This is a genomic window from Lentzea sp. NPDC051838, assembly GCF_040681245.1.
In the GTDB taxonomy this organism is placed as follows: Bacteria; Actinomycetota; Actinomycetes; order Mycobacteriales; family Pseudonocardiaceae; genus Lentzea.
Window position 1 is genome coordinate 56,785 of sequence record NZ_JBFAYI010000018.1, and the last position, 20,325, is coordinate 77,109.

At 68.6% G+C, this 20,325-nt stretch carries 25 protein-coding genes and 3 pseudogenes; 20 read left to right on the forward strand and 8 right to left on the reverse strand.

The features are described from left to right. Window positions 1–45 precede the first annotated feature (45 nt). The 6 genes from hrcA (at window position 46) to AB0M24_RS30990 (ending at window position 5,144) form a co-directional block, all read left to right on the forward strand. The gene (gene hrcA, locus AB0M24_RS30965; RefSeq protein ID WP_363775756.1) at window positions 46–1,068 is read left to right on the forward strand and encodes a heat-inducible transcriptional repressor HrcA; all 1,023 of its coding nucleotides are present in this window, start codon (window positions 46–48) and stop codon (window positions 1,066–1,068) included. 41 nt (window positions 1,069–1,109) lie between these two features. Further along, window positions 1,110–2,258: a molecular chaperone DnaJ gene (gene dnaJ / locus AB0M24_RS30970; RefSeq protein WP_363776066.1), complete on the forward strand. Its 1,149-nt coding sequence runs from the start codon at window positions 1,110–1,112 to the stop codon at window positions 2,256–2,258. Next, a complete protein-coding gene (locus AB0M24_RS30975; protein ID WP_363775759.1) occupies window positions 2,255–2,986 on the forward strand; it encodes a 16S rRNA (uracil(1498)-N(3))-methyltransferase in 732 nt (243 codons plus the stop codon). Before dnaJ ends, AB0M24_RS30975 begins: the two co-directional genes overlap by 4 nt. A gap of 572 nt (window positions 2,987–3,558) precedes the next feature. Further along, the gene (locus AB0M24_RS30980) at window positions 3,559–4,215 is read left to right on the forward strand and encodes an alpha/beta hydrolase (RefSeq protein ID WP_363776069.1); all 657 of its coding nucleotides are present in this window, start codon (window positions 3,559–3,561) and stop codon (window positions 4,213–4,215) included. A 9-nt stretch (window positions 4,216–4,224) separates the two neighbouring features. Further along, window positions 4,225–4,815 carry a TetR family transcriptional regulator C-terminal domain-containing protein gene (locus AB0M24_RS30985; protein WP_363775762.1) on the forward strand — a complete coding sequence of 197 codons (591 nt, stop codon included), beginning with the start codon at window positions 4,225–4,227 and terminating at the stop codon, window positions 4,813–4,815. Between the two features lie 11 nt (window positions 4,816–4,826). Beyond that, window positions 4,827–5,144: a histidine triad nucleotide-binding protein gene (locus tag AB0M24_RS30990; RefSeq protein WP_363775765.1), complete on the forward strand. Its 318-nt coding sequence runs from the start codon at window positions 4,827–4,829 to the stop codon at window positions 5,142–5,144. Here AB0M24_RS30990 and AB0M24_RS30995 read toward each other — a convergent pair. Both AB0M24_RS30995 and AB0M24_RS31000 read right to left on the reverse strand, forming a co-directional pair. After that, a complete protein-coding gene (locus AB0M24_RS30995; protein WP_363775768.1) occupies window positions 5,141–5,923 on the reverse strand; it encodes a GNAT family N-acetyltransferase in 783 nt (260 codons plus the stop codon). The genes AB0M24_RS30990 and AB0M24_RS30995 overlap by 4 nt on opposite strands. Before the next feature lie 15 nt (window positions 5,924–5,938). Next, entirely contained in the window at window positions 5,939–6,766 is an 828-nt protein-coding gene (locus AB0M24_RS31000; RefSeq protein ID WP_363775771.1) for a GNAT family N-acetyltransferase, read from the reverse strand. An 89-nt stretch (window positions 6,767–6,855) separates the two neighbouring features. Between AB0M24_RS31000 and AB0M24_RS31005 the strand changes: the two are divergent. The 6 genes and pseudogenes from AB0M24_RS31005 to AB0M24_RS31030 form a co-directional block, all read left to right on the forward strand. Next, a pseudogene (locus tag AB0M24_RS31005) lies at window positions 6,856–7,548 on the forward strand (PhoH family protein); the annotation flags it as partial. Window positions 7,549–8,118: 570 nt separating this feature from the next. Next, window positions 8,119–8,367: pseudogene (locus AB0M24_RS31010) on the forward strand (LAGLIDADG family homing endonuclease); the annotation flags it as partial. 261 nt (window positions 8,368–8,628) lie between these two features. Beyond that, a pseudogene (locus AB0M24_RS31015) lies at window positions 8,629–8,985 on the forward strand (PhoH family protein); the annotation flags it as partial. Window positions 8,986–8,989: 4 nt separating this feature from the next. Then, on the forward strand, window positions 8,990–9,550 hold the full coding sequence (gene ybeY / locus AB0M24_RS31020) for an rRNA maturation RNase YbeY (protein WP_363775774.1): 561 nt from the start codon (window positions 8,990–8,992) through the stop codon (window positions 9,548–9,550). 6 nt (window positions 9,551–9,556) lie between these two features. Further along, complete coding sequence (locus AB0M24_RS31025; RefSeq protein ID WP_363775778.1) at window positions 9,557–10,846, forward strand: hemolysin family protein; 1,290 nt, start codon at window positions 9,557–9,559, stop codon at window positions 10,844–10,846. Further along, the gene (locus tag AB0M24_RS31030; protein ID WP_363775781.1) at window positions 10,839–11,186 is read left to right on the forward strand and encodes a cytidine deaminase; all 348 of its coding nucleotides are present in this window, start codon (window positions 10,839–10,841) and stop codon (window positions 11,184–11,186) included. Before AB0M24_RS31025 ends, AB0M24_RS31030 begins: the two co-directional genes overlap by 8 nt. Here AB0M24_RS31030 and AB0M24_RS31035 read toward each other — a convergent pair. Continuing rightward, window positions 11,183–11,611: an ester cyclase gene (locus AB0M24_RS31035; RefSeq protein WP_363775784.1), complete on the reverse strand. Its 429-nt coding sequence runs from the start codon at window positions 11,609–11,611 to the stop codon at window positions 11,183–11,185. The genes AB0M24_RS31030 and AB0M24_RS31035 overlap by 4 nt on opposite strands. A gap of 136 nt (window positions 11,612–11,747) precedes the next feature. On the opposite strand from AB0M24_RS31035, the gene era reads away from it, so the two are divergent. From era to AB0M24_RS31070, 7 genes are all read left to right on the forward strand, one after another. Further along, a complete protein-coding gene (era, locus tag AB0M24_RS31040; RefSeq protein ID WP_363775787.1) occupies window positions 11,748–12,644 on the forward strand; it encodes a GTPase Era in 897 nt (298 codons plus the stop codon). Next, a complete protein-coding gene (gene recO / locus AB0M24_RS31045) occupies window positions 12,645–13,397 on the forward strand; it encodes a DNA repair protein RecO (protein ID WP_363775790.1) in 753 nt (250 codons plus the stop codon). It abuts the gene before it with no gap. 69 nt (window positions 13,398–13,466) lie between these two features. Beyond that, window positions 13,467–14,285 carry an isoprenyl transferase gene (locus tag AB0M24_RS31050; RefSeq protein ID WP_363775793.1) on the forward strand — a complete coding sequence of 273 codons (819 nt, stop codon included), beginning with the start codon at window positions 13,467–13,469 and terminating at the stop codon, window positions 14,283–14,285. Then, window positions 14,282–14,680, forward strand: a complete 399-nt coding sequence (locus AB0M24_RS31055; RefSeq protein ID WP_112263716.1) for a YbjN domain-containing protein — start codon at window positions 14,282–14,284, stop codon at window positions 14,678–14,680. The genes AB0M24_RS31050 and AB0M24_RS31055 overlap by 4 nt, the downstream gene beginning before the upstream one ends. Window positions 14,681–14,703: 23 nt before the next feature. Further along, window positions 14,704–15,135 (forward strand): hypothetical protein, encoded by a 432-nt coding sequence (locus AB0M24_RS31060; protein WP_363775797.1) that lies wholly within the window; start codon window positions 14,704–14,706, stop codon window positions 15,133–15,135. Beyond that, entirely contained in the window at window positions 15,132–16,142 is a 1,011-nt protein-coding gene (locus tag AB0M24_RS31065; protein WP_363775800.1) for a permease, read from the forward strand. Before AB0M24_RS31060 ends, AB0M24_RS31065 begins: the two co-directional genes overlap by 4 nt. Next, the gene (locus AB0M24_RS31070; RefSeq protein WP_363775803.1) at window positions 16,139–16,843 is read left to right on the forward strand and encodes a TIGR03943 family protein; all 705 of its coding nucleotides are present in this window, start codon (window positions 16,139–16,141) and stop codon (window positions 16,841–16,843) included. The genes AB0M24_RS31065 and AB0M24_RS31070 overlap by 4 nt, the downstream gene beginning before the upstream one ends. Here AB0M24_RS31070 and AB0M24_RS31075 read toward each other — a convergent pair. Genes AB0M24_RS31075 through AB0M24_RS31090 form a run of 4 tightly spaced genes read right to left on the reverse strand, consistent with a single transcriptional unit; the run spans window position 16,831 to window position 19,256 of the window. Then, window positions 16,831–18,174 (reverse strand): pentapeptide repeat-containing protein, encoded by a 1,344-nt coding sequence (locus AB0M24_RS31075; RefSeq protein WP_363775806.1) that lies wholly within the window; start codon window positions 18,172–18,174, stop codon window positions 16,831–16,833. The genes AB0M24_RS31070 and AB0M24_RS31075 overlap by 13 nt on opposite strands. A 46-nt stretch (window positions 18,175–18,220) precedes the next feature. After that, window positions 18,221–18,619 carry a Fur family transcriptional regulator gene (locus AB0M24_RS31080; RefSeq protein ID WP_090100492.1) on the reverse strand — a complete coding sequence of 133 codons (399 nt, stop codon included), beginning with the start codon at window positions 18,617–18,619 and terminating at the stop codon, window positions 18,221–18,223. Continuing rightward, window positions 18,616–18,966, reverse strand: coding sequence for a metalloregulator ArsR/SmtB family transcription factor (locus AB0M24_RS31085; protein ID WP_112263712.1), 351 nt, complete (start codon window positions 18,964–18,966; stop codon window positions 18,616–18,618). The genes AB0M24_RS31080 and AB0M24_RS31085 overlap by 4 nt, the downstream gene beginning before the upstream one ends. Before the next feature lie 11 nt (window positions 18,967–18,977). Beyond that, window positions 18,978–19,256: a hypothetical protein gene (locus AB0M24_RS31090; protein WP_363775811.1), complete on the reverse strand. Its 279-nt coding sequence runs from the start codon at window positions 19,254–19,256 to the stop codon at window positions 18,978–18,980. 26 nt (window positions 19,257–19,282) lie between these two features. Between AB0M24_RS31090 and AB0M24_RS31095 the strand changes: the two genes are divergently transcribed. Beyond that, the gene (locus AB0M24_RS31095) at window positions 19,283–19,651 is read left to right on the forward strand and encodes an antibiotic biosynthesis monooxygenase (protein ID WP_363776072.1); all 369 of its coding nucleotides are present in this window, start codon (window positions 19,283–19,285) and stop codon (window positions 19,649–19,651) included. Here AB0M24_RS31095 and AB0M24_RS31100 read toward each other — a convergent pair. After that, a complete protein-coding gene (locus tag AB0M24_RS31100) occupies window positions 19,632–20,309 on the reverse strand; it encodes a tetratricopeptide repeat protein (protein ID WP_363775814.1) in 678 nt (225 codons plus the stop codon). The two genes, AB0M24_RS31095 and AB0M24_RS31100, sit on opposite strands and share 20 nt — an antisense overlap. Window positions 20,310–20,325: the final 16 nt, after the last annotated feature.

The following is a 20,325-nucleotide window of genomic DNA, read 5'->3' on the forward strand; positions in this document are numbered from 1 at the left end:
TCGCCTGGGTAAACTCGGAGTGAGTGGACACGGAGGTGAACAGCGGTGAATGCCGATGAGCGTCGGTTCGAGGTGCTGCGCGCCATCGTCGCCGACTACGTGTCCAACCAGGAGCCCGTCGGGTCGAAAGCCCTGGTCGAACGGCACAACCTGGGTGTGTCGAGCGCGACCGTGCGCAACGACATGGCCGCGCTGGAGGACGAGGGCTACATCGCCCAGCCGCACACCAGCGCCGGCCGCGTGCCGACGGACAAGGGCTACCGGCTCTTCGTCGACAAGCTCAGCGAGATCAAGCCGCTCTCGCAGGCCGAGAAGCGGGCGATTCGCAGTTTCCTCGACGGGGCGCTCGACCTCGACGACGTGATGCGCCGCAGCGTCCGGTTGCTCGCGCAGCTGACGAGACAGGTCGCGGTGATCCAGGTCCCGACGCTGTCCCGCGCGGCCGTGCGGCATCTCGAGGTGCTGCCGATCACGCCGTCGCGGCTGATGCTCGTGCTGATCACCGACACCGGCCGCGTCGACCAGCGCATCGTCGAGCTCGGTGACGTGATCAGCGAGGAGGACACCGCGCACCTGCGGGCCATGCTGAACCAGGCCATGGCGGGCCAGCGGCTGTCCGACGCGTCGGTGCGGGTCGCCGAGCTGCCGGACGAGGTGCGGCAGGACCTGCGCGACCCGATGCTGCGGGTCGCGACGGTGCTGATCGAGACGCTCGTCGAGCACCCCGAGGAACGGCTCGTGCTCGGCGGCACCGCGAACCTCACCCGCAACGTCGCCGACTTCCCCGGCTCTCTCCGGCAGGTGCTGGAGGCGCTGGAGGAACAGGTGATCGTGCTCAAGCTCCTCGCCGCCTCCCGCGACCCCGGTCGCGTGCTGGTGCGCATCGGCGAGGAGAACGAAGCCGCTGAGATGCGCAGCACTTCCGTGGTGTCCATCGGCTACGGCAGCCGCGACAACCCGCTGGGCGGCCTCGGTGTCGTCGGACCCACGCGCATGGACTACCCAGGAACAATGGCGGCCGTCCGCGCGGTTGCCAACTACGTCGGTGAGATTCTCACCGGCCGCTGAGACTTGTCTTGCACTGAAAGATGAACACGAAAGCGAACAAGGTGGCCAGGGATTACTACGGCATCCTCGGTGTCTCGCAGAACGCGACACAGGATGAGATCAAGCGCGCCTACCGCAAGCTCGCCAGGCAGCTGCACCCGGACGTCAATCCCAACGAGGAGGCCCGCTTCAAGGAGGTGACGGCCGCCTACGAGGTGTTGTCGAACCCCGAGAAGCGCCGCGTCGTCGACCTGGGCGGCGACCCGCTCGACTCGGCCGGTGGCGGACGCGCGGGCGGTGACCCGTTCGCGGGCTTCGGCCTCGGCGACATCATGGACGCCTTCTTCGGCGCCTCGACCGGTGGCGGACGCGGTCCGCGCAGTCGTGTGCAGCCGGGCTCCGACGCGTTGATCCGGCTCGACATGACGCTGGAGGAGTGCGCGGCGGGCGCGACGCGGGAGCTGACCGTCGACACCGCGATCCTCTGCGACCGCTGCCACGGCGCCGGCACCAACAGCAACTCCAAGCCCGTCCAGTGCGACACGTGCAACGGCCGCGGCGAGGTCCAGTCCGTGCAGCGCTCGTTCCTGGGCCAGGTCGTGACGTCCCGCCCGTGCCCGGTGTGCCGCGGCTTCGGCGAGGTCATCCCCGACCCGTGCCAGCAGTGCGCGGGCGACGGCCGCGTCCGCTCGCGCCGCACGATCTCCGTGAACATCCCCGCCGGTGTCGCCGAAGGCATGCGGGTGAGGTTGGCCGGCCAGGGCGAGGTCGGCCCCGGCGGTGGCCCGGCCGGTGACCTCTACGTCGAGGTCGAGGAGCACCCGCACGAGATCTTCGAACGCGACGGCGCCGACCTGCACTGCGTGGTCCAGATCCCGATGACCACGGCCGCTCTCGGTGCGACTTTGCCGTTGAAGACCCTGGACGGCGAGGAAGAGCTGGAGATCGACCCCGGCACGCAGCCCAACACGCAGCTCGTTCTGACGGGCCGCGGCATGCCGAAGCTGCGTTCCACCGGCCGCGTCGACGGCCGCGGCGACCTGCACGTGCACCTCGAGGTCGTCGTGCCCACGAAACTCGACGCGGCGCAGACCTCTCTGCTGCGCGACCTCGCCGAGATGCGCGGGGAGAGCGAGCCTTCGTTGTCCCACAACGGCAAGGGCGGCGGCGGCCTGTTCTCCCGCCTGCGTGCCTCGCGCGGTCACCGGTGACGCTGCCGGTCTTTCTCGTTGACGCGCTGCCGTCGGGCTCGGAGTTCGTGCTCGACGGCCCCGAGGGGCGCCACGCGGCGACCGTTCGCCGGTTGCGCGTGGGCGAGGAACTCGTGCTGTCCGACGGTTCCGGGACGCTCGTGCGCTGCTCGATCGTCGCGGTTGAGCGGGATGCGTTGTCGCTCAAGGTTCTTGAGCGCACTGTCGAGCCTCCTGCTTCTCCGCGCGTGGTGCTCGCGCAGGCGTTGGTGAAGGGCGACCGCGGTGAGCTCGCCGTCGAACTGGCCACCGAAGCCGGCGTCGACGGCGTGGTGCCGTGGCGCGCCGCCCGCTGCATCACCAAGTGGGAAGACGGCCCGCGCGGCGCGAAAGCGTTGGGGCGCTGGCGTTCCACGGTTCGTGAGGCGGCGAAGCAGGCCCGCCGTTCACGGGTGCCTTTCGTCGACGAACCCGTGAGCACGACCCAGCTTTCTCATCGCGTGTCGTCGTCTGCTTTGACCCTCGTGTTGCACGAGAGCGCGACCGACCGGCTCGCGGATGTTCCGTTGCCCTCCGATGGAGACGTGCTGCTCGTGGTCGGTCCCGAGGGTGGAATCACGCCGGAGGAACTCGAAGCACTGCGATCTTCGGGTGCCCGCGTAGTCCGATTGGGCCCAACTGTTCTGCGTGCTTCTACCGCTGCGGCGGTTGCTCTTGGTGCCATTGGGGTGAGGACGTCCCGCTGGTGACCCAGTTCACTCCGAAGGTGAACATCGGATGGATTGGCTTGACGGAAGTTGTAGCGAATCGCAGGCCGATGGGGTTACCCTAGTTCGCAGAGGGGTTGATTGGTCTATCCGGAAACGGAGTAGACGATTAGGCCCTTCTGACCAAAAGACTCGCCGGACACCTCCCCCCTCGGTCCGGCGTCGGCGCCTCGCGGCGAAGCGACCCCCAGGCTTCGGACCGCGAGGCGCCTCCAAATCTCTCTCGCCCTGGCTGCTCGGCGCCTGCGGCGCCTCGCCGCCGGGCGAGATTTGCGTGTTTTTTGGGGGCCGAGCCCCCAAACCCCAGCCGGGCGGCTTCGCCCCCGGACCCCCGGCCGCCTCGCCTTCGGCGTTGGCGGCCCTCCTGACCGGCGCGTCTGTGCGGCTTCCGGTGTGCTATTTCCCTGTGGGCGCCAACATTCTCCTGACATCCCAGGGCACACCTGGCATCCTCCGGGCGCGCACCTGACATCCCCCATGGCGCGCCCTGACAACCTCTCTTGGATTCCCCTTGGGGTGCGGTGGCTTTCTTCTTGTTCGCGTACGTTCTGCGTGTGCAGCGAATTGCTTACGGTGACCATCCCAGTCAGTTTGGCGAGCTTTACCTTCCTGACGGTGTTGCTGAGGGTGCTGTTGTCGTCATCCACGGTGGTTTTTGGCATCAGCGCTACGGCCTGGAACTCGGACGGCCCCTCGCGGATGTGCTCGTCCGTGACGGAATTGCCGTCTGGAACATCGAATATCGGCGCGTTGGTGGTGACGGTGGGTGGCCTGTTACCGGACAGGACGTGTTGGCCGCGATTGACGCCGTCGACATCGGGCCCGTGGTGACGCTCGGACACAGTGCCGGCGGGCATCTCGCTGTGTGGGCGGCCAAGCACAGCGAGCGAGTGGTCGGAGCTGTGGCCCAGGCGGCGGTGCTCGACTTCACGAAACACATCACGCATCGGGCATTGGAGCTGTGCACCGAGGAGCAGTTCGCGGAGGCCTCGCCGACGGCGTTGGTGCCCATCGGCAAGCCCGTGATCTGCGTGCACGGTGATCGCGACGAGGACGTGCCGGTCGAGCAGAGCATCGACTTCTGCGCGGTGGAGCCGCAGGCGGAGCTCGTCGTGGTGCAGGGTGCAGGGCACATGGACGTGATCACGCCGGGCACCGAGTCGTGGGAGCTGTGCCGCGCGGCTGTCGGGCGGCTTGCACGCGGCTGCTAAAAAGAGCCGGTGCCGAAGGTTGTCGACCACGAGGAACGCCGCCGCGAACTCGCCGAGGCCGTGTGGCGAATCGTGCAACGGGACGGGATCGACCACGCGTCCGTGCGCGCCGTCGCGGCCGAGTCGGGGTGGTCCAGCGGATCGTTGCGTCATTACTTCCCCACGCAGGATTCCTTGCTGGGCTTCGCGATGGAGCTCGCGTACCGGCGGTTCATCGCGCGGCTGGAACAGATCGACACCTCGGTCGGGCACCGGGAGCTGTTGAAGGCCTTCGCGCACGAGATGCTGGCGTTGGACGAGGAACGGCGCGTTGAGGCCGCGGTGTTGTTGTCGTTCCTGCCGCGGGCGATGGTGGAGCCGTCGTTGCGCGAGCTGGAGCGCTACGGCACCCGTGAGCTCTACGGCGAGATCGCGCGCGTTCTGACGGCTGCCCAGGAGGCGGGGGAACTGCGGGACGGCGTGGTGCCGATCAAGGCGGCCCGGCGGTTCATCGTGCTGATCGACGGGCTCAACATCCACCACGGGCTCGGGCCGGACGAGCTGACGGCCGACGACATGATCGAGGCCGTCGACGAGCAGCTGGACCGGTTCTTCGCCTAGCGTCTTGAGGCATGGCCTGTTTGTTCTGCCGCATCGTCGACGGTGAGATTCCCGCGACGGTCGTGCACGAGACCAAGACGACGCTGGCGTTCCGCGACATCCACCCCAAGGCGCCGGTGCACGTGCTGATCATCCCGCGCGAGCACGTGCCGAACGCCGTCGACCTGAACGGCGAGCAGCTCGGCGACCTCTTCGCCGCCGCGCGGGAGGTCGCCGAATCCGAAGGCGTCACGGAGAGCGGCTACCGGCTGCTGTTCAACACCGGGCCGGACAGCGGGCAGGAGGTCTTCCACGCCCACCTGCACCTGCTGGGCGGTCGGAAGCTCTAGCCCAGCGCCTGCAGGAACGGGGCGCGGAAGCGGGAACGGTCACCCGGCAGCCGGTCCGCGTTCCTGATCATCACGGCGCACTCGCCGTACGACTCCAAGCCGTGCTCGCGGACGAACGCGATCACCTCCGGGTCGTGCACGTCCAAGCGCACCCGGCCGTTGCCGGCGGCGGCGTCGGCGATGAGCGCGCACGCGTCGGCGGGGGAGTCCGCGATGATCGGGCCGATCACCAAGGTGTCCGGCCGGATGCGCCACGCGCCCGCGACACCATGCGATGAGACATGCACCGATCCCACGGCGAGCAACGTCTCCCACAGGAACGGGCGCGTGACACCGGAGACCTTGGTGTCCAGTGCGACGAGGTCGTCGAGGTCGGATGGCCCGGCGATATGCGATGTATTGGATATCGGTCCCGTGTACACGCCGGCGTGGATGTCGGTGAAGCCGACGGCGCGAAAGCCCAGCTGTTCGTAGAGCGGTTGCCCCATCTTCGTTGCATACAAAGTGGAGACGCCCGTATCCAGTACATGGGATACCAACCGGCGGGCGTGACCCTGGCGCGCGCGGCGTTCGGCGACGAGCACCATGCTGACCGCGGTCTGCTCCGGGTAGTGCGTCGCGATCGTCGTGCCGACCAGGCCCTCGTCGTCGAACAGGCCCCAGCCCTCGCCGTGCGTGAGCAGGAGCTTCCACTTGTTCTCGTCCCGCGGCCACGACCGGCTTTCAGACAGGTCGGCGCACGCGGGAATGTCGTCGAACGTCAGTCGTCGCAGTTCCACAGATCCCCCCAAAGATCAGCCGAGCGCGTGGGAGGCGGGTGCGAAGTAGCGCGACCGGTTGCCCGGCACGTGCGCGGCGCCGCGCACCATCAGCGAGCAGCCCCCGGTGCGCTTCTCGAGGCCCCGCTCCACCAGGAACGCGCCCACGTCGGCGTTGTCGGTGTCCACCCGAACCTGACCGGCCCTGAACTGACCAGAACAGGCGGCCACGTCCGCGATCATGTCGCACGCTACCGAGGCGGAGGGCGCGATGATCGGTCCGATGGTGAAGCCCACAGGGTTCGGGCGGGTGGCGATCACGCCGACATCCGACATCCGCACCGTGTACGGCGTCGCCGGGTCGAGGACCGACTCCCAGAACTGAGGCCGTGTGTAGCCGCTCACCACGTGGTCGAGCGCGACCAACGCCGATATGTCGGATATCGCGGCCGGGCGCGTCACGCCGACGGCAGGGCCGGTGTACTGGCCACTGTATTCAGCCGTCGCCCCGACCGGGTGAAAGCCGAGCCTCGCATACAGCGGCTCGCCCATGCTGGTCGCATACAACACGGATACCGGCGTCGGACTGATATCCAATATATTGGACATCAGCGCGGTGCCGACGCCACGGCGTTCTGCCCAGGTACCGACCAGCACGCCGCTGATCGCCTGCGCCTCCGGATACGGGGTCGACAACGCCGTCCCCAAGATCTGGCCCCCGTCGAACGCGCCCAGACCGGGACCCAGCGTGAGCATCAGCTCCCACTGCTCCGGAGTCCACGTCCAACCCCGGTCCGTGATCAGCTTCATGCACTCGGGTATGTCGTCGACACCAAGCCTGCGGATCTCCACGACGGTGAGCACACACGGTGAGCAATCCGGTAGCCACCCATTTTCGGCCGGACTAGCATCGACGCATCAGATCCGAGCGACAGGAAGCAGGCCGGGGCCACGTGGCCGAAGAAACACAGCAGAGCGCCAAGGAAGGTCAGTCCCGGTTCGCCGTGCCGGAAGGTGCGGTGCTCACGCTGCTCGGGTCGCGCGACGAGAACCTCCGGCTCGCGGAGGACCTGCTCGACGCCGACGTGCACGTGCGCGGGAACGAGATCACCTTGTCCGGCGACCCCGCCGACGTGGCCTTCGCGGAACGGGTGTTCTCCGAACTCGTCACCCTCGCGAGCCGCGGCCAGGCCATCGACCAGAACACGGTCCGCCGCACCATCGCGATGCTGAACTCGAACGAGGCCGAGTCACCCGCCGAAGTGCTGAGCCTGGACATCATCAGCCGCCGCGGCCGCACGATCCGGCCGAAGACGCTGAACCAGAAGCACTACGTCGACGCGATCGACAAGAACACCATCGTGTTCGGCATCGGCCCCGCCGGCACCGGCAAGACGTACCTCGCCATGGCCAAGGCCGTGCAGGCGCTGCAGGCCAAGCAGGTCAACCGGATCATCCTCACCCGCCCGGCCGTCGAGGCGGGCGAGCGGCTCGGCTACCTGCCCGGCACGCTCTACGAGAAGATCGACCCGTACCTGCGCCCGCTCTACGACGCGCTGCACGACATGGTCGACCCGGAGTCGATCCCGCGCCTCACGCAGGCGGGCACGATCGAGGTCGCACCCCTGGCCTACATGCGCGGCCGTGCCCAGCCGATCTTCACGCCTGTCCTGACGCCGGACGGCTTCCGGCCGATCGGTTCGTTGCGGGTCGGTGACCTCGTCATCGGCTCGAACGGCGAGCCGACCCCCGTGCTGGGCGTGTATCCCCAGGGTGAGAAGGACATCTACCGGGTCACCGCGCAGGACGGTTCGTCCACGCTGGCCTGCGGTGAGCACCTCTGGACGGTGCGGACGGCGGCGGACCGGCGCCGGAACAAGCCGTGGCGGGTGCTGGAGACGCAGGAGATGGTCGGCAATCTCCGCGCGGCACACGCGCGACGCTACGAGTTGCCGATGCTGAGCGCGCCGGTGTGCCTGCCGGAACGCGAAGTGCCGATGGATCCGTACGCGCTGGGCATGCTGCTCGGTGACGGCTGCCTCACGGGCGCGACGACGCCGTCGTTCTCGACGGCCGACCCTGGTCTCGCCGTCGCGCTCCAGGTGGCCTTGGAGCCGCAGATCGCGGTGGTCCAGAAGAACCGGGTCGACTACACGTTGAAGCGCGTCAGGGCGCCGGGTGAGGTCATCACGCTGGCGAACCCGGTGACCGCCGTCATGCGTGAACTAGGGCTGAACGGCTCGCGGTCGCACACCAAGTTCGTGCCCGAGGTCTACCTCCACAACAGCGCGGACGTGCGCTTGGCCGTTCTCCAAGGCCTGCTGGACACGGACGGTGGCCCGGTCACCCAGACCGCCAGGACCTGCCGCATCCAGTACACGACGACGTCGGAGCGGTTGCGGGACGACGTGGTCGCTCTCGTCCGTTCGCTCGGCGGTGTCGCTTACTGGCGGTGCCGTCCGGCCGCAGGGCGCAAGCCGGGGATGGCGAAGGGCCGTGAGGTCGGTTACGTCCACGACGCCTACATCCTCGACATCCGGCTGCCCGAGGGCGTCGAACCGTTCCGGCTCGAGCGCAAGCGGCAGAAGTACCGTGCGTCCGGCGGTGGGCGTCCGATGCGGTTCATCGACAGCATCGAGCCCGCGGGCCGCACGGAGACGGTGTGCATCCAGGTGGCGGCGCAGGACTCGCTGTACGTCACCGAGGACTACCTGCTGACCCACAACACGCTCAATGACGCGTTCATCATTCTCGACGAGGCGCAGAACACGACTCCCGAGCAGATGAAGATGTTCCTCACCCGCCTCGGCTTCGGCTCCAAGGTCGTCGTGACGGGTGACATCACCCAGGTCGACCTGCCCGGCGGCCAGCGCAGCGGTCTGAAGGTCGTCAAGGACATCCTCGAAGGTGTCGACGACGTGCACTTCTCCGTGCTGACCAGCCAGGACGTGGTGCGGCACCGGCTGGTGGGCGACATCGTGGACGCGTACGAGAAGTGGCAGGTCCAGCAGGACCTCGTCGACCAGAACGGGCAACACCACGGACCCGGTGCACGCCGGGGGAACCAGCGCCGGGGACGATAGGCGCGTGAGCATCGAGATCGCCAACGAGTCGGGTGTCGGAGTCGACGAGGGTTCCATCGTCTCCGCCGCCCGCTTCGCGCTGGACCGCATGGGTGTGAGCCCGCTGGCCGAGCTGTCCGTCCTGCTGGTGGAGCTGGACGTGATGGCCGACCTGCACGAGCGCTGGATGGACCTGCCCGGCCCCACTGACGTCATGGCCTTCCCCATGGACGAGCTGGACTCCGCGCGCCGGCCCGACGCGGCGGGGCTCGGGCCCGCGCTGCTCGGCGACATCGTGCTGTGCCCGGCGTTCGCCAAGGACCAGGCCAAGAAGGCCGGCCACGGACTGCTGGACGAGCTGCACCTGCTGACCGTGCACGGTGTGCTGCACCTGCTCGGCTACGACCACGCGGAGCCTGCCGAGGAACGCGAGATGTTCACGCTGCAGAACCGCATCCTCGCGGACTTCCGCACCGCGCGTGACGAGGCCGAGCGGGCCGCCCACCAGCGCAGCAGCGACGACAAGGTGCTCGGCGCGGTGGGGCTGGACGAGCACAAACCTGTCCAGCATCCCGAAGAAGACTGACGCGCCATGAGCGGCAACCCAGCCAGTGTGATCGTGCTGGCCGTCTTGCTCGTGCTCGCCGCCGGTGTCTTCGCGTGTGTGGACGCAGCGCTCGGCACCGTGTCGCGCGCACGCGTCGAGGCGCTGCAACGGCAGGGGCGCTGGGGCACGGGGCAGTTGCTGCAGGTCCTCAACGACCGGCCGCGGCACGTCAACCTGTTGCTGCTGCTGCGCCTGTTCTGCGAGATGTCAGCGGCCGTGCTGGTCACGACGGTGTTCCTGCGCTACGAGGACTCGGACTGGCTCGCCGTCCTGTACTCGTGCCTGAGCATGCTCGTCGTGTCGTACGTGCTCGTCGGCGTCGGACCGCGCACCATCGGCCGTCAGCACCCGTACGGCGTGAGCCTGCTGGCCGCGGGCATCGTCCGGCAGCTCGGCCGGGTGCTCGGGCCGCTGTCCAAGCTGCTGATCCTCGTCGGTAACGCGATCACGCCCGGCAAGGGCTTCCGCGAGGGCCCGTTCAGCTCCGAGGTCGAGCTGCGCGAGCTCGTCGACATGGCGCAGGAACGCGGCGTCGTCGACGAGGGCGAGCGCGAGATGATCCACTCGGTGTTCGAGCTGGGTGACACCATCGCGCGCGAGGTCATGGTGCCGCGCACCGAGATCGTGTGGATCGAGCAGTCGAAGTCGCTGCGGCAGGCGCTCGCGCTGTCGTTGCGCACCGGCTACACCCGCGTCCCGGTGATCGGCGAGAGCGTCGACGACGTGCTCGGCGTGGTGAACCTCAAGGACCTGATGCGGGCGACGCTCGCCGAGGACGAGGACCCGAAGAGCGTCTCCGAGCTGATGCGCCCGATGAGCTTCATCCCGGACTCGAAGCCCATCGCGGACCTGCTGCGCGAGATGCAGGTGTCGCGCCGGCACATGGCGATCGTGGTCGACGAGTACGGCGGCACCGCGGGCCTGCTGACCATCGAGGACATCCTCGAGGAGATCGTCGGCGAGATCACCGACGAGTCCGACACCGACGACCGCCCGCCGGTCGAGCACCTCGACGACGGCGCGGTGCGGGTCAGCGCGCGCCTGCCGGTCGACGACCTGGACGCGTTGTTCGGCACGGAGCTCGACGACCACGAGGTCGAGACCGTCGGCGGCCTGCTCGCCCAACGGCTCGGGCGCGTGCCCCTGCCCGGTACGGAGGCCGAGATCGCGGGCCTGCGCATGCGGGCGGAGGGCGGCAAGGACGAACGCGGCCGCATCCGCGTCACCACTGTGCTCGTGCGCCCTGTGCAGAAGGAGACCCAGGAAGATGACTGACCTCGACCCCGACACGCTCGACGCCGAGGACGCCAAGCTCGTGACGCTCGCGCGGTCCGTGCGCGCGCGCAACGGTGCCGCGGAGGGTGCGGCCGTGCGTGATCTCGACGGCCGCACCTACAACGCTTCCACTGTCGCGTTGCCGTCCCTGAAGCTCTCCGCGCTGCAGGCCGCCATCGCCGCTGCCGTGTCGAGCGGCGCCGAGGGCATCGAGGCCGCGGCCGTCGTGACCGGGGAGTCCGCTGTGGACGCGGCTTCGCTGGCGGCGGTGCGCGATCTCAGCCCGTCGGCGCCGGTGTTGCTGGCGGACGCCTCAGGGGAGTTCCGCAAGCGGGTCTAGGCCGGCATCAAGCCCAGTTGCATCATCATCCCGGCCGCGTCCGGGTGGGTGTGGAACTCGGTGATCCTGCCGTTCTCGGCCTTCATGAAGTAGGTCCCGCGGCTGGTGATGGCCTTGCCGGTCGGCGGGATCTCCATGCCGCCCATCGCGAGCGTGCCGGTGTTGGTGCCGGTGAACTCCAGCTCGCAGGCCATCTGGTCGTCCGTGCAGACCTGGTTGGTCGTGCGGATGTGCATGTCCGGGAACGCGGTGAACCAGGCCTGGGTGTAGGCGCGGGCCGCGTCCCGCGTGCGCATCGGCTCCGGCGTGGTGTCGTCGATCCAGACGAAGTCGTCGGCCAGCAGCTTCACGAAGCCATCGGGGTCGTGACGGTCCCACGCGCCGATGCCCTCGTCGTTCAAACGCTCGAGGTCTTCTCTCGACATGTCGCACTCTCCTTGTGCGCGAGGTACGAAGGGAATCGCGGGGGACGCGGTCGTCAGGGTGCGCCCCGTCACCCGTGCGGACCAGTGCCGGAAGGCCCCGCGAACGGCCACAACACGGGGGAGGGACAATGGTGAGATGGATGGTTACCGCTCCGGGTTCGCGTGCTTCGTCGGCCGCCCGAACGCAGGGAAGTCGACGCTGACGAACGCACTGGTGGGCACGAAGGTCGCCATCACGTCGAGCAAGCCGCAGACCACCCGCCACACGATCCGCGGCATCGTGCACCGCGAGGACGGCCAGCTCGTGCTCGTCGACACGCCCGGTCTGCACCGCCCGCGCACGTTGCTCGGCCAGCGGCTCAACGACCTGGTGCGCGAGACGTGGTCCGAGGTCGACGTCGTCGGCTTCTGCGTGCCCGCGGACCAGAAGGTCGGCCCCGGTGACAAGTTCATCGCCGCCGAGCTCGAGAAGGTCGCGAAGCGCACGCCCGTGATCGGCATCGTCACGAAGACCGACCTGGTGTCGCAGCAGCAGGTGATGGAGCAGCTGCTCGCCCTGCAGAAGGTGATGGAGTTCGCCGAGATCATCCCGGTGTCCGCGGTCGACGGCTTCCAGGTCGACAAGCTGAGCGACCTGCTGCTGCAGAAGCTGCCGGAGGGTCCGCAGCTGTTCCCGGACGGCGACCTGACCGACGAGCCCGAGCAGACCCTCGTCGCGGAGCTGATCCGCGAGGCCGCGCTGGAGGGCGTGCGCGACGAGCTGCCGCACTCCATCGCCGTGGTGGTGGAGGAGATGCTCCCGCGTGAGGGTCGTGACGACCTGATGGACATCCACGCGTTCGTGTTCGTGGAGCGGCCGTCGCAGAAGGCGATCATCCTGGGGCACCGGGGTGAGCGGCTCAAGCAGGTCGGCATGACCGCGCGCAAGCAGATCGAGGCGCTGCTGGGCACGCGGGTGTACCTGGACCTCCACATCAAGATTGCCAAGGACTGGCAGCGAGACCCGAAACAGCTGCGCCGCCTGGGGTTCTAGATGGCGAACCTGTACCGCGACACCGGGATCGTGCTTCGGGTGCAGAAGCTCGGTGAAGCGGACCGGATCATCACGTTCCTGACGCAACGGCACGGGAAGTTGAGAGCCGTGGCGAAGGGCGTGCGCAAGACGTCGTCGAAGTTCGGCGCGCGGCTGGAGCCGTTCTGCCACGTCGACGCGCAGTTCCACCCCGGCCGGTCGCTCGACATCATCACGCAGGTGCAGACGCTGGACGCGTTCGGCGTGGGGATCGTCAACGACTACCAGCGCTACACGGCCGCGTGCGCGATCGTCGAGACCGCTGACCGCCTCACCGCCGAAGAGGGCGAACCGGTCCTGCGGCTCTATCTGCTCGTTGTCGGCGCACTGCGCGCGTTGTCCGCGGCGGAACGTGATCCGTCGTTGCTGCTGGACGCGTTCCTGATGCGTGCGATGGCGTTCGCCGGATGGGCGCCCGCGGTGAACGAATGCGCCAAGTGCGGTGATCCCGGACCGCACCGGGCGTTCAGCGTGCAGGCCGGTGGCTCCTGCTGCCCGAACTGTCGTCCGGCGGGGTCCGCGTCGCCGTCGCAGGACACGCTGACGCTGCTCTCGGCGTTGCTGCACGGGCAGTGGGGTGTGGTCGACGAGATCCCGCACATCGCCCGCCGTGACGCGAGTGGCCTGGTCGCGGCCCATCTCCAGTGGCACCTCGAAAGGCAGCTGCGGTCGTTGCCCTTGGTCGAACGCAAGGCGCAGCCGGCCGACGGCTAGTGTGGCGCCTACCGACAATCGCCAAAAATCAAACACAGTCGCCACCGTCCCGAAGGGATGATCGGTTTCATGCTGCGTCGCCGCCGCTCTGAGCGTGAGAAGCGCGTCCCGCGCCCGCCGGAGCCGCATCCGTCCGGCGCGGTGCCCCCGCAGATCCCGGCCGAGTTCGTGCCGAAGCACATCGCGATCGTGATGGACGGCAACGGCCGCTGGGCCAACCAGCGCGGGCTGTCGCGGGTCGAGGGCCACAAGCGGGGCGAGCAGGTCGTCGTCGAGGTCGCCAAGGGCGCCATTGAGATGGGCGTGAAGTGGCTGTCGCTGTACGCCTTCTCCACGGAGAACTGGCGCCGCAGCCCCGAAGAGGTCCGGTTCCTGATGGGCTTCTCGCGCGACGTCATCCACCACCGCACCGACGAGCTCGACGAGCTGGGCGTCCGGGTGCGCTGGTCCGGCCGCCGGCCGCGGTTGTGGCGCAGCGTGATCAAGGAGCTGGAGGTCGCGGAGGAGCGCACCCGCGAGAACGACCAGCTCAACCTCGCCATGTGCATCAACTACGGCGGTCGCGCGGAGATCGGTGACGCCGCCCGCGAGATCGCGCGACTGGCCGCGGCCGGGCAGATCAACCCGGACAAGGTCGACGAGAAGACCATCGCGCGCTACCTCTACCAGCCCGAGATGCCGGACGTGGACCTGTTCATCCGGCCGTCGGGCGAGCAGCGCACGTCGAACTTCATGCTCTGGCAGTCCGCGTACGCCGAGCTGGTGTTCCAGGACATCCTGTGGCCCGACTTCGACCGCCGTGACCTGTGGCGGGCCGTCGAGAAGTTCGCCGAGCGCGACCGCCGCTTCGGTGGTGCGATCGACAAGCCCGATTCGGAGGTGTCGTGAACGCGAGCGGTGAGGCTCTCGAGGCCGCGCGCAAGGCGCTCGAGCTGTTCCACGACGTCTCCGTGGACGACGACGGCGCGTTGAGCTTCCGGCACGGCGACGTGCCGTGTGCCGTGCAGGGCATGGAACTGGCAGAAGGCCTGACCGTGCTCTCGTTGACGGTCGTCGTCGCGTGGGACCTGGTCGGCGACGTGGCCGTCTGGGTTGCCGAACGCGCTGGTCAGGGCCTTTTCGGCACACTCGGCGTCATTCAGTCCGAACGTGGCACCGACGTGATGCTGCGGTATGCGTTCCCGGCGGACGGTCTCAAGCCGGAACCGCTGAGCACGCTGCTCATGCTGGTCGTGTCGACCGCGTCGCAGGTGCGCGGCGAGCTCCTCTCCCGCTTTTCTTGAGAAAGGACCCTTCCATGGGTGGCGTGATCATTTACGAGCCGGAAGAGGACTCGGACGTCAACGAGTTCCCGTGGACCGTCACGTTCGAGCCGTCGGGCGGCGACGACTGGGACTCGTTCATCTGCGGCCCGTACGAGCGCGACCACGCCGTCGCGCTGGCCGAGGCGGTGGCGCTGGACGACGCCGAGGGTGGCGTGCTGGCGATCGTGAAGCCGATGCTGCCGGCGTTGAGCGCCGAGGACGTCTCCGCGACGATCGAGGAGCTGCGTGAGGCGGCCCTCGAAGAGGAAGAGGACGACGAGGAGACCGTCAACGGCACTCCGGTCGACTTCGACGACGACGATCTCGAAGAGGAAGAGGCCGAGTTCGCCGAGCCGCCCTCGCCCGAGGAGATCCGCGAAGGAATGGCCCGCACCTACCGCCGTCTGCTCGACTTGGATGCGGACGCGGAATGACGATCACCGGCGAGATCCGCTCGTCGAAGCGGCGCTCCGGCCCGCCTCGGCTGAAGATCACGTCGTTGGAGGTGCTGTGCGGGATCCTCGTTCTCGCACTGCTCTTCCAGTCCCGGCTCGTCGACCTGCTGGACGTGCCGAAGCTGCGCACCGCGTCGACCGTGTTCGTGGCGATCTGCGTGCAGGCCATGCCGTTCCTGGTCCTGGGCGTGCTGATCTCCGGCGCGATCGCGGCGTTCGTGCCGGCTTCGGCGCTGCGCCGCCTGCTGCCGTCGAAGACCGCGCTGGCCGTGCCCGTGGCGGGTGTCGCGGGCGTGGCCCTGCCGGGGTGTGAGTGCGCTTCGGTGCCCGTGGCGCGGCGGTTGATGCAGCAGGGCGTCGCACCGGCTGTCGCGTTGACGTTCCTGCTCGCCGCCCCCGCGGTGAACCCGATCGTGTTGGTGGCGACGGCGGTGGCGTTCAACGACACCCCGATGATGGTCGTCGCGCGGTTCGTCGGGTCGCTGCTGACCGCGATGGTCATGGGCTGGCTGTGGGTCCGCTTCGGGAAGATGGAGTGGATCGCCGAGCGTGCGCTGGCGCGCCTCGGAGATCACTCCGGTACTTCGAAGTGGGCGGTGTTCGCCGAGAGCGCGCGCCACGACCTCGTGGACGCCGGTGGGTTCCTGGTGCTGGGCGGGTTGTTCGCGGCCGCGTTCAAGACGTTCGTGCCGGTCGCGTGGATGCAGACGCTGGGCGGTCAGCTCGTGCTGGGCGTGATCGTCATGGCGTTCCTGGCCGTGATCCTGGCACTGTGCTCGGAGGCCGACGCTTTCGTGGCCGTCGCCTTCTCCGCGCTGCCGTTGTTGCCGCGCCTGGTGTTCCTGGTGGTCGGCCCGGCGGTCGACGTCAAGCTGATCGCGCTGCAGGCCGGTGCTTTCGGTCGGGCGTTCGCTTTCCGCTTCGCACCCGCTACCTTCGTGGTGGCGATCTTGTGCGCAGTCGTGACAGGGGTGGTGCTGCTGTGAGGCGGGAAACCCAGAACATCCTGCTGGTCCTGCTCGGCGGCGCGCTGCTGAAGATCAGCTTCTCGGGGCTTTATCTGCGCTACGTCCAGAAGGGCCTGCTGCCACTGCTGATCGCGGCCGGGACCATCATGATCGGCCTGGCGGTGTTCGCGATCATCCAGGACATCCGGCGCGGCAAGGCTGCTTCGGAGGACGATCACGGCCATTCGCACTCGTCGCGCTCGACCTGGCTGATGCTGCTGCCGGTGCTGGCGGTATTCCTGATCTCGCCCCCGGCACTCGGCGGCGACGTCGTGAGCTCGGCCGCCGACACGAACCAGACGCAGCGCTCCCGCAACCTGCTGGGCGACCTGCCGTCCGGAGACGTCATCCCGCTGTCCATGACGGAGTTCGTGACGCGCACGGCGTGGGACGACTCCGGCACGCTGGACAACCGGCGGGTGAAGCTGACCGGCTTCCTGACGCGCGCGGACGGCAACACGTTCGCGGCGCGCCTCGCGATCTCGTGCTGTGCGGCGGACGCGCGGCCGTTGAAGGTGAAGCTGATCGGGGACGTGCCGTCACTGCCGGACGAGCAGTGGGTCGAGATCACCGGCAAGGTCGTGCCGAAGTCGGCCGACGAGAAGAACTCGTGGGTGCCGAGCTTCACGGTGGAGTCCAGCACTTCGGTGGCCCAGCCGGTCGAGCCCTACGAGTCCTGAGGCTTCCGCACCTTCCTGGGCACCAGGAGGTGCGGCTCGCCGGGTTCGTCGCGGTCCCGCTCAGTCCGCCACCCGGGCGGCCAGGAGTGGTTCTGGCGCGGGTCGGCCACGCGGGCGTTCTCCAAGCGGAGCGGGCCGTCGAACCTCGCGGCGGGAAGATGGTCGACGGGGGAGATCACCGTCACCCAATGAGCGGCTTCGAAGGCGGCTGCCGGGTCGACGCCCGCGCCCCTCGTGTTGGGCGCCTCACCGAACCACGTCTGGCCGGCGAAAGCCGCCCACTCGAACGAGGTGTCGCCGCCGAAGACCACTCCGGCGAACTCGGCGCCTTCGGCGAACTTGGTGTGGTGGAACGAGGCCTTGCCGCCGAACGCCGCCATCTCGAAGTGGCCGCGTTCGGCCAGTTCCGCACTGCCGAAGAAGGCGTCCCCGGTGAAGGTCGCCCCGGTGAAAGCGGCATGGCCGGAGAAGGTGGCCCGCAGGAATCCCGCCTGGTCGAGGGTCGTCCCGCTGAAGTTGGCCATGTCGGCGAACGTGGTCTCGACGAAGTTGGCGACCTGGGTGACCGTTGACCCGGTGAAGTCGGCGTACCCGAGGAACTTCGCCCTCATGAAGAGCGCGTTCGCGAGAGTCGCCTGCTGCACTGAGGTGGCACCGTGCAGCCTCGCGTTGACGAAGTCGGCGTCTCCCACCTGGCAGTGGTCGAGGTTGAGGTCGACGAGGACGGCATCCCGCAGGTCGAGGTTGATGTCCTTCCAGAAGGTCTCCGGCATCGCGGGCCGCAGGTGGCGGGCGAGGATGCGCTGGGCGGTCCGGCGAACGTCGAGCTCCAGCCGGCGGGCGACGTGGTCGTCACCGGACGGGGTGTTCTCCGGTGGGTCGAACGGGGCGCGGAGGTAGGCGCACAGGCGGTCGACGACGGTCTGCCGCAACTCGGAGTGGGACTGGGCGAGCCGTTCCAGATCGGTCAGCCCGCCGATGCGGACCGCGGCCTTGTCGCTGCCCAGCTGTTCGCTGGCTTTGGCGGACAGGTCGGTGATCTGCCGCGCGATGAGGTCCTGCTGGGTGAGGTGGGCGACGACGAGCTGCCGGTGGTGCTCGCGCTGGCTGGTGCGGAGCCGGTCCACCGCGATGAAGGTGGCGAGCACCCCGAGCACGGCGGCGGAGCTCTTCCAGCCGATGTCGAACGCGTCCCGGTGCTCAGCGGTGGTCGAACCCCACAGCAGGTATCCGACGACCACCCCGGTGAGGCAGGCGAGCACGATCGTCAGCCACACCCACCGCCTGCGGAACACCAGCTGCCTGGGTTCGGGAAGCGTCGCGCTGTCCATGGTTCATTTCATCGCGAACCACGGTGACGATGCGACGGGTTCAGGCCTACTTCAGGCCTTTGGCCGTGCACTCGGCGCAGGTGCCGAAGATCTCGACGGTGTGGCTGACCTCGGAGAAGCCGTTCTCGGCCGCCACCCGGTCCGCCCACTTCTCGACGGCGGGGCCCTCCACCTCCACCGTGCGGCCGCAGTGGCGGCACACGAGGTGATGGTGGTGGTGGGCCGAGCAACGGCGGTAGATGGCCTCGCCCGAGTCGGTGCGCAGGACGTCGACCTGTCCGGCGTCCGCTAGGGACTGCAGGGTGCGGTAGACCGTGGTCAGGCCGATGCCCTCGCCGCGGCGGCGCAGTTCCTCGTGCAGTTCTTGGGCGCTGCGGAAGTCGTCGAGCTGGTCGAGCAGGTTCGAGACGGCCGTGCGCTGTTTGGTGGACCTCAGTCCGGTCACAACTTCTCCTCGACGTGCGTCACAGCGTCCACCACGATGTGCGCCAGGTGTTCGTCTACCAGTCGGTACACGACCTCTCGGCCGTGTCGTTCGCCGTGCACCACGCCCGCCGACTTGAGCACGCGCAGGTGCTGGCTGATCAGCGGCTGCGCCACGCCCAGTGCCTCGACGAGCTCGTGCACGCAGCGGTCGTGTTCCCGCAGTTGCAGCACGATGGCGATGCGGACGGGCGCGGCCAGTGCGCGCAGCAGGTCACCCGCCTCGGCGAGGGTGTGGGCGGCTCTGGGGGGCGCCGGTGCCGGGGCCTCGCGTTCGGGGGAGTGCTCGCCGTGCAGCTGGACGGTCATGGCGGCACACCTCACCTGGTAGGGATTTTCACAACCAATTCTACGGTGATGACAACCAGCACCAGCAGGACCACCACGCGCAATGTGCGGTGAGCTGGGGAAAGCACCTTCCAGGTGGCCGCCAGCAGGACGACGGCGCCCGCTACGAGCACGCCCAGCAGCACCGCGCCGAGTGTTCCGCCGACCCAGACGCCGGTGATGAACAGGCCGAGCACGACCACGAACGCCACCGCCGGGCGCACGCGCGCCAGCGGGCCGTCGCCGGGCAGGAGAGGGCGCTTGTTGGTCACCGTGCCATCCTTGCATCGTGCTGTTGGTGTGCCGTTTTCGCGTATCCGACCCAGAGACGTTTACTGAACGGGTCAAGCGGGCGTTAGAGCTTCTCACTGCTCAAAAGGGGTGTCACAAGGGCACCCTGGCGAGGTCGACCGACGAGGACGACCGGTGGGTGCTGACGGTCGAGTTCGAGTCCGTCGTGGCCTATCGGCGCGCGATGTCGCCGTTCCCCGTGCGCGAACACGTGATCCCGCTGCTGTCCGAGGCGCTGACCGACGAGCCCGCGATGTACGAGCCGACGTTGACCAGCGCCGGTGGCGAGGTCGAGGAGCACACGAGCGTGCTCGCCGAGGACGCGTTCACGGTGCGGCTCGGCGAGGCGGCGGGGCCTACGAACCCCCGGCGATAGCTTCCATCTCCTTGACCCACTCGTCGTGCGAGTCGTGGGGGAGGAGCTCCAGCGCCTTGCGGGCGGCCAGCGAGGCCTCGTCGGCACGGCCCAGCGCGTGCAGCGTCTTGGCCTTGCCGCTCTCCGCGTACGCCTCCGGGGTCTTCTCGAAGGCGTCCAGCGCCTCGTCGAAGCGCCCGTTCTCGAAGTAGTACCAGCCGAGGTTGTTGTGCAGCGGGCCGAGCCAGCGCACCAGCTCCGGGTTCGCCACGACGATCTCGAGACCCTGCTTGGTCCACTTCTCCGGGTCGTCCACCAGCGACGCCATGTGCGCTGCGTCGACCGCCAGCGACAGGTCACCCCGCGTCTTGGCCAGGATGAACGCCGCCACGAACAGCGGCTGCGCGGCCTCCGGATCCCCTCCGGAGCGGTGCAGCCTGCCGCGTTCGAGCAGCACGCGCACGCGGCCCGTCGAGTCCGGGGCGATGAGCGCCTCCGCCTCGTCCACGAGAGCGTGACCTGCGGCGAAGTCGTCCCGCAGGCCTTCGACGCGGGCGAGCTGGGTCAGCACCTCCGCGCGCTCGTCGTCAGTCTCGACGTTGCCCAGGAACGCGCGGAACCTCGCCTCGGTGCCGTCGAGGTCGGCGAAGTCCCACAGCTCACGCAGCCGGTCTTCCATTCGTGCAGCGTAAGGC

Excerpts from the sequence above, each read along its gene's own strand:
- AB0M24_RS30990 (WP_363775765.1), top strand. The coding sequence starts at position 4,827 with ATGGCCTGTTTGTTCTGCCGCATCGTCGACGGTGAGATTCCCGCGACG.
- AB0M24_RS31025 (WP_363775778.1), top strand. The coding sequence starts at position 9,557 with ATGAGCGGCAACCCAGCCAGTGTGATCGTGCTGGCCGTCTTGCTCGTG.
- AB0M24_RS31030 (WP_363775781.1), top strand. The coding sequence starts at position 10,839 with ATGACTGACCTCGACCCCGACACGCTCGACGCCGAGGACGCCAAGCTC.
- AB0M24_RS31035 (WP_363775784.1), bottom strand. The coding sequence starts at position 11,611 with ATGTCGAGAGAAGACCTCGAGCGTTTGAACGACGAGGGCATCGGCGCG.
- era (WP_363775787.1), top strand. The coding sequence starts at position 11,748 with ATGGATGGTTACCGCTCCGGGTTCGCGTGCTTCGTCGGCCGCCCGAAC.
- recO (WP_363775790.1), top strand. The coding sequence starts at position 12,645 with ATGGCGAACCTGTACCGCGACACCGGGATCGTGCTTCGGGTGCAGAAG.
- AB0M24_RS31050 (WP_363775793.1), top strand. The coding sequence starts at position 13,467 with ATGCTGCGTCGCCGCCGCTCTGAGCGTGAGAAGCGCGTCCCGCGCCCG.
- AB0M24_RS31065 (WP_363775800.1), top strand. The coding sequence starts at position 15,132 with ATGACGATCACCGGCGAGATCCGCTCGTCGAAGCGGCGCTCCGGCCCG.
- AB0M24_RS31075 (WP_363775806.1), bottom strand. The coding sequence starts at position 18,174 with ATGGACAGCGCGACGCTTCCCGAACCCAGGCAGCTGGTGTTCCGCAGG.
- AB0M24_RS31085 (WP_112263712.1), bottom strand. The coding sequence starts at position 18,966 with ATGACCGTCCAGCTGCACGGCGAGCACTCCCCCGAACGCGAGGCCCCG.
- AB0M24_RS31100 (WP_363775814.1), bottom strand. The coding sequence starts at position 20,309 with ATGGAAGACCGGCTGCGTGAGCTGTGGGACTTCGCCGACCTCGACGGC.